The 13,163-nt window shown below is 35.4% G+C and carries 13 protein-coding genes; 4 read left to right on the top strand and 9 right to left on the bottom strand.

From position 1 onward, the window contains the following. Positions 1–51: 51 nt before the first annotated feature. Positions 52–1,326, bottom strand: a complete 1,275-nt coding sequence (locus A6M14_RS05625) for a Glu/Leu/Phe/Val family dehydrogenase (RefSeq protein WP_152874024.1) — start codon at positions 1,324–1,326, stop codon at positions 52–54. A gap of 648 nt (positions 1,327–1,974) precedes the next feature. Between A6M14_RS05625 and A6M14_RS05620 the strand changes: the two genes are divergently transcribed. Further along, positions 1,975–2,298: a hypothetical protein gene (locus tag A6M14_RS05620; RefSeq protein WP_152874023.1), complete on the top strand. Its 324-nt coding sequence runs from the start codon at positions 1,975–1,977 to the stop codon at positions 2,296–2,298. A gap of 56 nt (positions 2,299–2,354) precedes the next feature. Here A6M14_RS05620 and A6M14_RS05615 read toward each other — a convergent pair whose 3' ends face one another. The 3 genes from A6M14_RS05615 to A6M14_RS05605 all read right to left on the bottom strand — a co-directional run bounded on the left by A6M14_RS05615 (position 2,355) and on the right by A6M14_RS05605 (position 5,727). After that, on the bottom strand, positions 2,355–2,939 hold the full coding sequence (locus A6M14_RS05615; RefSeq protein WP_188110861.1) for a 1-acyl-sn-glycerol-3-phosphate acyltransferase: 585 nt from the start codon (positions 2,937–2,939) through the stop codon (positions 2,355–2,357). Positions 2,940–3,083: 144 nt separating this feature from the next. Further along, positions 3,084–3,995 carry a VirK/YbjX family protein gene (locus A6M14_RS05610; protein ID WP_171500242.1) on the bottom strand — a complete coding sequence of 304 codons (912 nt, stop codon included), beginning with the start codon at positions 3,993–3,995 and terminating at the stop codon, positions 3,084–3,086. A 130-nt stretch (positions 3,996–4,125) separates the two neighbouring features. Next, complete coding sequence (locus A6M14_RS05605; RefSeq protein ID WP_152874020.1) at positions 4,126–5,727, bottom strand: isocitrate lyase; 1,602 nt, start codon at positions 5,725–5,727, stop codon at positions 4,126–4,128. A 631-nt stretch (positions 5,728–6,358) separates the two neighbouring features. Here A6M14_RS05605 and A6M14_RS05600 point away from each other — a divergent pair. The 3 genes from A6M14_RS05600 (at position 6,359) to A6M14_RS05590 (ending at position 10,524) form a co-directional block, all read left to right on the top strand. Further along, a complete protein-coding gene (locus A6M14_RS05600; protein ID WP_152874019.1) occupies positions 6,359–7,348 on the top strand; it encodes a LysR family transcriptional regulator in 990 nt (329 codons plus the stop codon). Between the two features lie 128 nt (positions 7,349–7,476). Then, entirely contained in the window at positions 7,477–8,799 is a 1,323-nt protein-coding gene (gene paeA, locus A6M14_RS05595) for a polyamine export protein PaeA (protein ID WP_163120931.1), read from the top strand. Positions 8,800–9,183: 384 nt separating this feature from the next. Beyond that, positions 9,184–10,524 carry a CitMHS family transporter gene (locus A6M14_RS05590; protein ID WP_152874018.1) on the top strand — a complete coding sequence of 447 codons (1,341 nt, stop codon included), beginning with the start codon at positions 9,184–9,186 and terminating at the stop codon, positions 10,522–10,524. Positions 10,525–10,591: 67 nt separating this feature from the next. On the opposite strand, the gene A6M14_RS05585 is transcribed toward A6M14_RS05590, so the two are convergent. The 5 genes from A6M14_RS05585 to A6M14_RS05565 form a co-directional block, all read right to left on the bottom strand. Continuing rightward, complete coding sequence (locus tag A6M14_RS05585; RefSeq protein ID WP_152874017.1) at positions 10,592–11,095, bottom strand: hypothetical protein; 504 nt, start codon at positions 11,093–11,095, stop codon at positions 10,592–10,594. Positions 11,096–11,264: 169 nt separating this feature from the next. After that, positions 11,265–12,257 carry an NAD(P)H-quinone oxidoreductase gene (locus A6M14_RS05580; RefSeq protein WP_152874016.1) on the bottom strand — a complete coding sequence of 331 codons (993 nt, stop codon included), beginning with the start codon at positions 12,255–12,257 and terminating at the stop codon, positions 11,265–11,267. Positions 12,258–12,399: 142 nt separating this feature from the next. After that, complete coding sequence (locus tag A6M14_RS05575; protein ID WP_152874015.1) at positions 12,400–12,585, bottom strand: hypothetical protein; 186 nt, start codon at positions 12,583–12,585, stop codon at positions 12,400–12,402. Between the two features lie 75 nt (positions 12,586–12,660). Then, complete coding sequence (locus tag A6M14_RS05570) at positions 12,661–12,813, bottom strand: DUF2798 domain-containing protein (RefSeq protein WP_152874014.1); 153 nt, start codon at positions 12,811–12,813, stop codon at positions 12,661–12,663. 84 nt (positions 12,814–12,897) lie between these two features. Then, on the bottom strand, positions 12,898–13,163 hold a 266-nt coding region (locus A6M14_RS05565), incomplete at its 5' end, for a transposase family protein (protein WP_081310355.1).

Raw genomic sequence — 13,163 nt, 5'->3', positions numbered from 1 at the left:
AAGTCATAAAAAAGCCCCCGAATATGGAGGCTTTTTTATTTTAACCAAGAATTAACCTGGGTAAATACCACGCTCTTTACGTGCACGTAAAATACGTTCACACGCTAGAATATAGGCTGCTGTACGCATTGTGCATTTATTATCAGCAGCACAATTCCAAACATCAGCTACAGCTTGAATCATTAATTTATCAAGACGTTCATTAATTTCAGCTTCACTCCAGAAGAAGCTAGCCATATCTTGAACCCATTCGAAGTAACTTACAGTTACACCGCCAGCATTACAAATTACGTCAGGCACAACAACAATGTTGCGACTTACTAAAACGTCATCGGCTTCTGGGTATGTTGGGCCGTTAGCACCTTCTAAAATCATTTTCGCTTTTAAACGTTGCGCACGTTCAACAGTAATTTGACCTTCTAATGCAGCAGGAATAATGATATCTGTTTCTACATCCCAGAAATCTTCATTATCAATTTGTTTAGCACCAGCAAAACCTAAAACGCCTTGCGTTGCTGCAACGTGTGCATGCAAACCTTCTAAATCGATACCATCAGCATTAAAGATTGTGCCTGTATGATCTTGAATACATACGATTTTAGATTTGTATTCGCTGAACAAGTTTGCAGCTTCACTACCAACGTTACCAAAACCTTGAACCGAAACTTTCGCACCATCTAGGCTTAAACCAATTTTTTTCGCAATTTCGTAACCTGTAATAAATACGCCACGACCCGTTGCTTTCACACGACCTAAAGAACCACCTAAATGAACTGGCTTACCTGTTACAACGCCAGTTACTGTGTGACCTTGGCTAGATGAATAAGTATCCATGATCCAACCCATTACATTCGGGTTAGTACCTACATCTGGTGCAGGAATATCTTTTTGAGGTCCAATAATATGGCTAATTTCGCTTGTATAACGACGTGTTAAACGCTCTAATTCACGTGGAGATAATGTACGTGGGTCAACACGAATACCACCTTTAGCACCACCAAATGGTAAGTTTACAACAGCTGTTTTAATAGTCATCCATGCTGAAAGTGCCATAACTTCATTAATTTCAACATCTGGATGGTAACGAATACCGCCTTTACCTGGACCACGCGAGAGGTTGTGTTGAACACGGTAACCTTCAAAATGACGAATACTACCGTCATCCATAATAATTGGAACATCTACAATTAAAGCACGTTTAGGACGCTTTAAAGTATCAACGTACTTTACAAGATCTTCACTTAAATATGGCGCAACGCGATCTACTTGTTCTAAAAACGTTTTCCAAGGACCATGTTCTGCATTTGCGTATGAGAGATTAGACATTTATATTCCTTTTATGAATTTATTGAGATCCTTATAGACTCTCTTTAAATTTCTTAACATTAGTTTCTAATTAAAACTTATTATTTGTATTCAAATATGCAACAAAGTATGCAATTAACCGATTGTAACAAAACTCGGTCATATACTGTGCAAAATTCGATAATTGATTTTTCAAATCAAAGTTTGAATGCCTCAACTATTTAAAAATACTTAATAATTTTAACCGAAAACTAATGCGCTTACAGTTGCGCGAAGTATAACAAAACGTTCTAAATATTCAGTAATTGAGTACAATTCAACAATTATCTTAACAATTTGTTACTTTCTTTATTTTCATCAACTCATCTTAATTTAGTTAAATAATATTGAATAATGCTATTTCACAATATCTTCAATACTTTATTTTTAATTGGCTTTATTTCAAATCGCTCTGCTCTATATCACTCATTGGGCAACAAAAAATCTATTATGCAAATTCGCGATGGGATGACACTTTTAAATGGCTGATGTTTGAAAAACAAAATTGATTATTTGTGTGCATTTTGTCACATTTATTCATTTTTTGATCAAACGATATAATTCATATGAATTTGGATGTAAAAAGATTTATACAATATTCCACACCCAATATTCCATATTATTTTGATCATGAAAATTTTAAGCTTTTTATGCCTTACATTCATTCTTACAGGCTGTATAGGTACATCTAAAGATATAAAAAAAGCTGAAACATTATTAATTCAATTCCAATGCATAAATGTGGAAAGTGCCCAAATTCCGCATAGTTCGATTACTTCATATTATGAACAATCACTTTATTCATCAAAGCAAAAAGCAAGTTCATATATTGACAGTTATAAACATGGTGAAAAGCTTTTTGAGATTTCTTTACATGAAGTTGTAGAACAACAATATGCTATTTACAAAGAAGCCTGTCAAAGCCTAGGTGGTGTGACCAAGAACACAGACTAATAAGCATTAACTTAAAGCAAGCCGAGCTTAAATTATCAGCTTGCTTTTACACTCAATTATTCAGAAAAATAACGCGTGTCCACACTAAAGCTTTCTGGAAACTTAGCGTGAATATTTGAATAAAAACCCATGATTTCTTTCATGTCTTTATCCATATCACCAGAGGGATAAACAATTTTTCCAACACCTGTTTTTTTATTTGCATAATCCATATAAGCCAAAGCAATAGGTACATTGGCATTTACAGCGACATGATAAAACCCAGTCTTCCATTTTTCTTGTTTAGCTCGCGTTGCTTCAGGTGTTACCAACATGACAAGTTTAGGATGCGTCTTAAATAAGTCCGTCATCACCTGAACCATACTTAATCGCTCTTGCCCTGCTTCTTTCGGACGACGATCAATTCCAATTCCACCCATTGCACGCACAAAAGGCCCAAATGGAAGTTTCATATAGCTATCTTTAATGGTTAAGCGAACATTTACACCCAATGCTTTTAATGCAAGTCGTGCATAAAGTGCGTCCCAATTACTGGTATGTGGCGCAGCAATCATCACACACTGATCTAAATCTAAAGGCCAATGGTTGTCAATTTCCCACCCCATCAAACCTAAACTTTTTTCTGCAGCTTTTTCAAACACTAGAGTAACAACCAACCAATACATAAAGAGAGTGAATTCTATCAAGTGTAAAAATTAATAGAAGTAAAACTCTAAAAAAATGCATCTATTTATGCATTCACATATAAATAATAAAATGTAATTTCAATAATTAAAAAACATGACTTAAGTTTTAGAAATTTTCTGTAGATTTCTCATACATTGCTCGACCATTACATCGAGGATAATTTGTCTTTTCCGATACTGACTTCTTTTTTTAGATTGAACTTCTTCTAAATTTATTAAATTAGAAATAGGCTTAAAATGAAAATTTCCATCATCACTTATATGCGAGTCAAAATCTTGCCAAAAATGATTCAAATTTGCTTTCACTCTTGCTCGCTTACTTTTACGACGACTACTTTGAAAAGCATGGTTTTGATTAGATACACCAATAAGTGAACTTAAATGATAAAAATCTGCCATGATTGAAATTACATGAATCATTAATTGCTTTGGACGTAAACCATGTAATTGTTTAGTTAAATTTTTGATTAGCTCTGGACTCGTAACCTCGGGTTTTCCTCCCTGCAAGCCACCTATGAAAAATGTTGGCACATTATTATTCAAAATATATGTAAATGAAATTGTGTACTGAATTTGATTATTTAACTTCAAAATCAATGCCATCTCACCTTCATGTAAAAATGGTGCTTTATACTTCAAATAAACGGCCAAATCTTGAGATGTATCATCTCTTTCAATAGCCTGTTTCCAAAGTAACGTTTCTTCTTGAGAATAATGATTAGAATCAATATTTGATACAAGCCAATCATAATGGTCTTTTAAACACGCTAATGTTTGTTGTGGCTTAAATTGTCCACTTAAATACGGATATTGAGTTTTTAGATATAAGTCTGGACCATATGCTTTCTTCCAAGAAAGCATATCATTCGATGAGTTTAAGTATTCAACCCAGCCATAATGTGCTTTCCAGTTGAAAAGATATCTAAAAATATAACGTAAATATTTAGATTTCGATTTTTGAATAAGGCAACTAGGCTCAATGAGCCAATGTTTTAAAATTTTATTTTGCATTATTTTATACATGTATTTTTTTGCAAACAATATCACATATATTTATTTTTATAAAAAACACATCACTTTTACAGTTGTTTTAATAAAAAACCCTGCTTTCGCAGGGTTCCTTTTAAATCAACTTAGAGGATTAACCACCAAATTGGTTCATTGTATTTTTAGAGTCATCACCAGCTTTCAATGCATTGTCACCAGCGAAGATTTCTTTGTGGTCATCACCGATGTCTGAACCAGCCATTGCTTGGTGTTTAACACATGCAATTGTACCGCGGATTTCTTTACGTTGTACGCCAGCAACATAAGCAAGCATACCTTCTTCACCGAAGTAACCTTTAGCAAGCTCGTGAGTTGAAAGCGCAGCTGTATGGTAAGTCGGAAGTGTGATCAAGTGATGGAACACACCTGCTTCACGAGAAGCATCTGCTTGGAATGTACGTACTTTTTCATCAGCATCTTTCGCTAATTGAGTTTCGTCATACTCAGCGCTCATTAATTTCGCACGGTCATAAGCAGAAACATCTTTACCTTCAGCAACATAACGATCATAAGTTTGTTGACGGAAGTTTAAAGTCCAGTTGAATGATGGGCTGTTGTTATAAACAAGCTTCGCATTTGGCACTGTTTCACGTACACGGTTAACCATGTGAGCGATTTCATCAACGTTTGGCGTTGCAGTTTCAATCCAAAGTAAGTCAGCACCGTTTTGAAGGCTAGATACGCAGTCAAGTACAACGCGATCAATTTGAGTGCCTTCACGGAATTGATACAAGCCAGAAGCAAGACGCTTAGGACGGTGTAATTTACCGTTACGTTTGATTAGAATCTCATCTTCTTGCGCATCAGCGATGTCAATTTCAGAAGTTTCTAAGTAGCTGATATATTGAGAAGCGATGTCGCCTGGCTCTTTAACTACTGGGATTTTTTGAGTTAAGTCAGCGCCTTCAGAGTCAGTACGTGCAACAATGATACCGTCATCAAGACCCATTTCTAAGAATGCATAACGAAGTGCGTGGATTTTCGCGATAAAGTCTTCGTGAGGAACCGTTACTTTACCAGCTTGGTGACCACATTGTTTCGCGTCAGACACTTGGTTTTCGATTTGAAGTGCACAAGCACCTGCTTCGATCATTTTCTTAGCTAACAAGTAAGTCGCTTCTTCGTTACCGAAACCAGCATCGATATCTGCAATAATTGGTACAACGTGAGTTTGGAAACCATCGATTTGTGCAGTGATTTCAGCAGCTTTAGCTGTGTCGCCTGCTTCGTTTGCTTTTTTAAGTGCACGGAACAAGTCGTTTAATTCTTTCGCGTCAGCTTGACGAAGGAAAGTGTAGATTTCTTCGATTAATGCAGGAACTGAAGTTTTTTCGTGCATAGATTGGTCAGGAAGAGGACCGAATTCTGAACGAAGTGCAGCAACCATCCAACCAGATAAGTAGATGTAGCGACGATCAGTTGTACCGAAGTATTTTTTGTTCGCAATCATTTTTTGTTGTGCGATGAAACCGTGCCAGCAACCTAATGATTGAGTGTATTGGCTAGAGTCAGCATCATATGCAGCCATATCACGACGCATAATAGCAGCTGTATATTTCGCAATATCTAAACCAGTTTTGAAACGGTTTTGGATTTGCATACGCGCAGCATCTTCAGGACTGATGTCCGCCCAAGTGTTACCGAATTTTGCTTTTAATTCGCGGATTGCATCAATCGCTGTTTGATATGTTGTCATGATATTTTACCCTGTATGTATTTTTAGGATTTTTCAATTGAAAATTAAACTTGCTTTTAGGCTGTTTAATTTTCAACCGCTTCATTGCTATGGATACAGAGTAGATTGACTTAAAAAATTAATCCAATATTCTCTAAGAATCTTCACTATTTATTTAAAAAATATATAGATTAAAGTCTAATTATAATCAAAATACAGCAATATAAGTAATTGTTTTTAATAATATTTAATCCAAATTAATTTGTTTTATTTTTAATCAAATTGTTCATTTTTTATTTATTCGACTTAAGTCTGCCCCCTATTTAAAATATGAAAAATTGACTATTTTGACAGTGGAAATTTATCTTACAGTCAATTTAACATAGCAAAAAATGATCATTTTTAAGTCAAAATTTATTCCCTTATTTTAAAAGCTTATTTAATCCTGTAAATGAGCGTCAATTTTCACTGCTATTTTGTATTTATCTTCAATATTAAAGATGAAGCTCCTTGATAACACTTTACTTTTAAATTCGATGCTCTTATTTTTATCTCGCTAATCTGTTGTTTTTTCCACCATATTTCTACACAAGCCCTACTCCTTATGGCATAATCACTATAATTTCTTGATTTTATTTTCGGTATTTCCTGTATGAATCTAGAGCGGGTAGATCTTAATCTTCTTATTTATCTTGATGTACTTCTTCGCGAAAAAAATGTAACTCGTGCCGCAGAACAATTGGGTGTCACTCAACCTGCAATGAGTAATATTTTACGCAGATTACGCAATTTATTTAACGATCCGCTACTTATTCGTTCTTCTGAAGGAATGACGCCCACTGAACGTGCTTTAGAACTTCAACCTCGCATTCGTGATGCGTTGTCTGATTTATCGATGATTTTAGAGCCGCGTACAGAATTCCGTCCTTATACATCTAACCGTGTATTTAGAATTATGACTTCAGATTATGCAGAGGCAACCTTAGTTCCCCGCCTAGTTAAAGCCTTACGCTCTGAAGCACCAAATGTCGTACTCGACTTTTTAACGCCTAGTGATGTGTCTTATCGAGATATGGAACAAGGTAAAGTCGATTTAGCCATTAATAGATTCAATGAAATTCCACAAAGTTTCCATCAAGTTTTAGTTTGGCGTGACAGCTTTTCTTGCTTGTTAAATAGTAAGCACCCTGCTGCAACCAACTTAAACTTAAAAAGTTATTTAGATGCACAACATATTTGGGTATCTAAAACAGGTATGGGCGTTGGCTTTGGTGTTAATCCTGAAAAACAAGCTGGCTTAGGCTGGATTGATCAAGCTTTAGAGCGTATTGGTCAAAAACGTAAAATTTCAGTATTTACCCGCCATTACCAAATGCCTGCATTACTTGCTTCAAATGTAGACTTAATTGCAACATTGCCAACGCGTATTGCAAGTTTACAATCGAATAGTCAAAATCTGTTAATTAAAGATCCTCCTTTTTATATTCCTGAATTTGAATTAAAAATGGCATGGTGCCCTTTACTTCATCATCATCCTGCACATCGTTGGTTACGCCAACTTATTCTATATGTTGCTCGTCAAATGATTGAAGAAGAGAATCGAGAGTTTTTATTAAATAACACTCAAAATTCAACTTATTAATTCCTATTTATTTATAAGTTCTTATTTATTAAGATTATCCTTTATGAACCTGAGCGAATATTTTTATATAACCTCAGGTTAATTTGTGTTAAAAATATTCATAATAATGATGAGCCACAGGTGGATTCGTGAGCCTTTTTCAAAATATTCTTATTATCTTAGTCCTTATTGCAGGGGCTGGATTTTTATCTTTAACTGAAATTGCATTAGCAGGTGCTCGAAAAGTAAAACTTAAGATTCTTGCTGAATCGGGTGAAGACCGAGCACAGAAAGTTTTAGATTTACAAGGTAACTCTGCAGATTTCTTTGCAGCGTCACAAATTGGCTTAAATGCTGTCGCAATTCTTGGCGGTATTTTAGGTGAAGGTGCATTTCGCCCCTACTTCATTAGCTTTGTAAACCAATTTTATGTTGGCCCTTGGGCAGAAACCATTAGTTTTACGCTTTCATTTACGTTAGTGACATCATTATTTATTTTATTTGCCGATCTTATGCCAAAACGCTTGGCAATGATCGCACCTGAAAAAATTGCCATTTCTGTTATTAACCCTATTCAAGTCTTTATTGTTGTTTGTAAACCTTTGGCTTGGTTTATCAATAGTTTAGCGAATTTACTCTTTCGCTTATTTAAAGTAAATACAACTCGTGATGACAACATTACTTTTGCCGATATTTCTGCAGTTATGGATGCAGGTGCGCAAGCAGGCGTATTGCAAAAGCAAGAACATCATTTCATTGAAAATGTATTTGAACTTGAAGAACGAAATGTCCCGTCGAGCATGACAACCCGTGAAAATGTCGTCTTTTTCACTCTCAAAGAATCTGAAGAAAGTATTCGTCAAAAACTGGCTGAATTCCCTTATTCTAAGTTTTTAGTCTGTAGTGAAAATATTGACGATGTGATTGGCTATGTAGATGCTAAAGATATTTTGGTTCGTATTCTAAATAATCAATCTTTACTGCAACTCAATGAAAATACTATTCGTAATGTTTTAACCATTCCAGATACATTAACCCTTTCTGAGTTGCTCGATCGTTTTCGCTCAACCAAAGAAAAATTTGCTGTAGTGATTAATGAATACGCTCTTGTTGTTGGTGTAATTACACTTTCAGATATCATGATTACCGTGATGGGTGATTGGGTTACCCCTATTGAAGCAGATTTGCAAATTATTAAACGTGACGAAAATTCATGGTTGATTGATGGTAGTACACCAATTGAAGATTTGAAGCATGCGCTTGAAATTGACACCATGCCAGATGATGAAAACTATGAAACCCTAGCTGGTTTTATGATGTATAAACTGCGTAAAATTCCACGTCCTGCTGACACGGTAATTTATGGCAATTATAAATTTGAAGTTGTCGATGTCGACCACTTTAAAATTGACCAGTTGTTAGTTACTCGCATCAATGAAGTTAACCAAACTATTGAAAAAGAATCAGAGTAATCTGATTCTTTTTTATATCACCACCTTATAAAAAAAGTGAAATTGATGACTAGTCTATTTCAACAAAATAGTATAAAAATTATTCTTTTGCACTTTTATTGATATAAAAACAATCGACTTTAGATGATTAAATAACCAAAAAAATCAACCAAATTACATGAATTAACACGTAATTACCTATGCTTACACATATTCAAGATTATTTTCTCTCTCCAACATCAAATTTAAAATTTAAACTATTGTTTTTTATATACTATTTCCCCATAAAATGATCGAATAAATCACATTTTATCCACATTGTTTCTAATTCATCATTTTTTCACTACTATCGTAACGCTTTTAAGAAAAAATAATACTCACAACATAATTCAAAGGATTGAAATAATGCTCACCATTCTTGGTTTGGGTATGATTATCTGCTTCATGTATTTAATCATGTCTAGACGCCTAACACCGCTTGTTGCACTTACATTAATTCCCGTTCTATTTGCTCTAATTGCATACGGTCTTAGTTTCTTTGTAGAAGGACTAGACAATATTCACCTGAACGAGCTTGGTGAAATGATGCTTGAAGGCGTCAAAAAACTAGCACCTACTGGTGTAATGTTGCTTTTCGCAATCCTATATTTTGCAATCATGATTGATACAGGTTTATTTGACCCCTCTGTAAAATGGATTTTACGCCTTGTAAAAGGTGACCCACTGAAAGTGGTCATGGGTACAATTACCTTAACCCTCATTGTTTCTTTAGATGGTGATGGTTCAACAACGTATATGATCTGTGTGGCTGCAATGCTACCGCTTTACAAACGCTTAGGTATGAGCCCGCTTATCATGGCATGTTTAATGATGCTTGCTAGCGGTATTATGAACCTAACACCTTGGGGTGGTCCTACTGCTCGTGCAGCAAGTGCTTTGCATGTAGACCCAAGTGATGTATTCGTTCCTATGATTTTACCTATGATATTTGCCATTTTCTGGCTTTATATCGTCGGCTTCATGTATGGCCGTATGGAACGTAAGCGTTTAGGTATTGTTGAATTAGATATCAGTCATGGCGATTCCATTCAAATTTCAACAAATCCTGAAGCGAACCGCGCACACTTACGTTGGTTCAATACTTTACTGACTGTTGTACTTATGGTGTCATTAATTTATGGTATTTTACCAATGTCTATCTTATTCATGATTGCACTGAGTATTGCGCTTGTTGTGAACTATAAAGACATCGACATGCAAAAATCACTAATTGCAAACCATGCAGGTAGTGCTTTGAACGTGGTTGGTATTATTTTTGCAGCAGGTATTTTTACAGGTATTTTAGCAGGTACAGGTATGGTTGAAGCCATGTCTAAAGAGCTAGTAGCGATTATTCCTGAAAGTATGGGTCCTTTCCTAGCACCTATTACTGCTATTATCAGTATGCCTTTAACCTTCTTTATGTCGAATGATGCTTTCTACTATGGCGTACTTCCAATTCTGTCAGAAGCAGCAATTCATTATGGTATTAGCCCTGTAGAAATGGCACGTGCATCTATTGTTGGTCAGCCTGTGCATTTATTATCTCCTCTTGTTCCATCAACTTACTTACTTGTTGGCTTGGCAGGTATTGAATTTGGTGCTCATCAAAAATTCACCATTAAATGGGCAATTATTACCTGTTTAGTCATGCTTGTTGCTGCACTTGTATTTGGTGTGTTCCCTCTTTATTCAACACTTGGATAATATCTTAAGCATAAAAAAAGCACCTTAGGGTGCTTTTTTTATTGGCATTTAAAATACCGAACTAAAATTATTTGCTTAGCAAAGCATCTAAAACTGCTTGGTAGTGAATGTTAATATCATCTTCTAAAATCGTATATGCATTATCGAACTGAACCATCGGCCAGCCTTCTTTCCAAAATGGAAAAATATTGTGAAGACCAGAATTCACAATTGCATCTTCACGAACAATTGCTTGTGCTACTTGTGACAATACTTGTGCTGTTTCTGCACCGTCAATTGCTAAATAATCGATGCCACGTACTTTCAAAATACGAATACGGTCTTTTTTATAACGAATTTTTTTCGCCTGACCTTCGTTTAAGCCTAAAGCTAGAGTTACTGCTTCTACAAAACGCTCTTCAAATGCTGTATGCAATGCAACGAGTGCTTGTTTATGCGCTTCCTGACGACCTGCTTTACCGCCATTACGAATAATCTCTTTTGCTTCTATATTGAGCTCATCGTTTTTCATGGATTGTAAAATATCTACAATTTCGATATCGCTTAAAGATTCAGGAGATTGGTCAGTCATGAAATGCCTTTGGACTAATAAATAGATAAAGTCGTATTTTCGCATAAATCATCATGGAAATATATCTTCAAACCTATACCGCATCTTTTCATTTGGGCTTAGCAATAAAAAACCACCGCAAATGCAGTGGCTTTTTGATTTATAGCTTAAATCATTGGCAGTCTAAAACTTATAAAACTTCAACAACCACTTTACCGACATGCTCACCTGTATCCATACATGCATGTGCATCTTGAATTTGGTCGAATTTGAATGTTTTATAAATCATAGGTAAGCATTCGCCTTTTGCCCAAAGTGGTAAAACATTGGCTTTTAAGCCTTGGGTAATTTCAGCTTTTTCTGCTGTATTACGTGCACGCATGGTTGAGCCTGTAATGGTCAATCGTTTCATCATAATTTGACCAAGCTTCACTTCTTTGGCTTTTGCACCACCTAAAAAGGCGATATACACCAAGCGACCATCACGACGTAATAGATTTAAATTTTGTGCTAAATATGGCGCACCAACAATATCGAGAATAACGTCCACGCCTGCATTATCGGTTGCTTCGTTAATTACTTGCTCAAAGTCTTGAGTTTTGTAGTTAATGGCTGTAGTGATGTTTGAAATGGCTTGTACTTTTTCATCTGAACCCACGGTTGCAAATGTTTTCAATCCTAATGCATTACAAAGCATGAGTGCTGTGGTACCAATACCGCTTGTTCCACCATGAATGAGTACAGTTTCGCCTGCTTTGGCTTTGCCCATTTGGAAGATATTTGCCCAAACCGTATAAAATGTTTCAGGAATGGCAGCCGCTTGAACGTAGCTTACATTTTCAGGAATATTTAGAGTTTGGCTTTCAGGCACAACGCAATATTGTGCGTAGCCACCACCATTGGTTAGTCCGCAAACTTTATCGCCCACTTTAAATTGTGTCACGCTTTCACCAACAGCAAATACTTCACCTGCAACTTCTAGCCCCGGTACAGGTGTTACGCCTTTTGGCATTGGATATAAGCCTTGGCGTTGTAAGATATCTGGGCGGTTAATACCAAATGCATGTACTTTTACCAGTACTTCGTCTGCTTGTGGTGTTGGAATTGCAACTGTTTCGTAGGCAAGTTTATCGACATCGCCCGGTTCTGTAATAATGACTTGTTGCATGCTTGCTTGTGACATTTGCCTTTCCTTATTTATTCACTATTCATGTTTCTTATGCGTATTTGAACATAGTTAACACTTGGAATGAAGTGTACTCGCACTTTGGTCTAGCACTTACTTTTATGCCTTTAAACCTATTTTCATACTCTGTATTTGGAATTTATTGTTGATGTTGTTGTGATTGCTCACATGCAACTTTGAGTTTTTCATGTTCGCTTGGTGGCATTGGTGCAGTCATCATTGCTCTGTATTGTGCGCATTCTTTTGTTTCTTGAAGAATATTTTTAGATGGTTGTGTTGCACATGCAGATAAGCCTAAACAGATGAAGATGGTTAAATATTTCATTGATATATCTCATTGCCAATAATGGTTTCATTTTCATTATGAATGACAGCGAATGAAGGTTCTATAGCTTATTTTTTACAACTTGCTTGTATCAATAAAGTTTAATAAAAATTTACGTACCAAAGGTAAAACAATCAAAATTAATGGAAATGCAAACAACCAAGACTTACTCCAAGCAGATAACCATAATTGGAAAAAGTCGTGTACTAATTCTTTATTTGATATCATGTTTTAGAATGATCTATCACATATATTTAAGAAAAATGGAAACTAAACATATATATTAGACTTCCTTCATAAATCATTTTTCAATCAATTTAATTGTTTATCTTTCACCCAATCTAAATTGTATATGCCAGCAAGTAAATTAAACCGCAGGTTTAATCTTTTACGACGATTTCTATATACACAAGATAAAATCTTAAAACATTTCATCCTTCCAAATACATGCTCTACTTGAATTCGTCTACGACCAATCTCTCTATTTAACTTTTTTAATTCAGAATCTAATTTTTCAGTTTTCTTTGCTTTAGATGGCATGAGGCATCCAAAACCCAATTTTTTTATCCCTAAATACC

Source organism: Acinetobacter portensis (assembly GCF_009372215.1).
Lineage (GTDB): Bacteria > Pseudomonadota > Gammaproteobacteria > Pseudomonadales > Moraxellaceae > Acinetobacter > Acinetobacter portensis.
The sequence above is the reverse complement of the archived record's forward strand: the minus strand, read 5'-3'. Positions and strand labels throughout refer to the sequence as shown.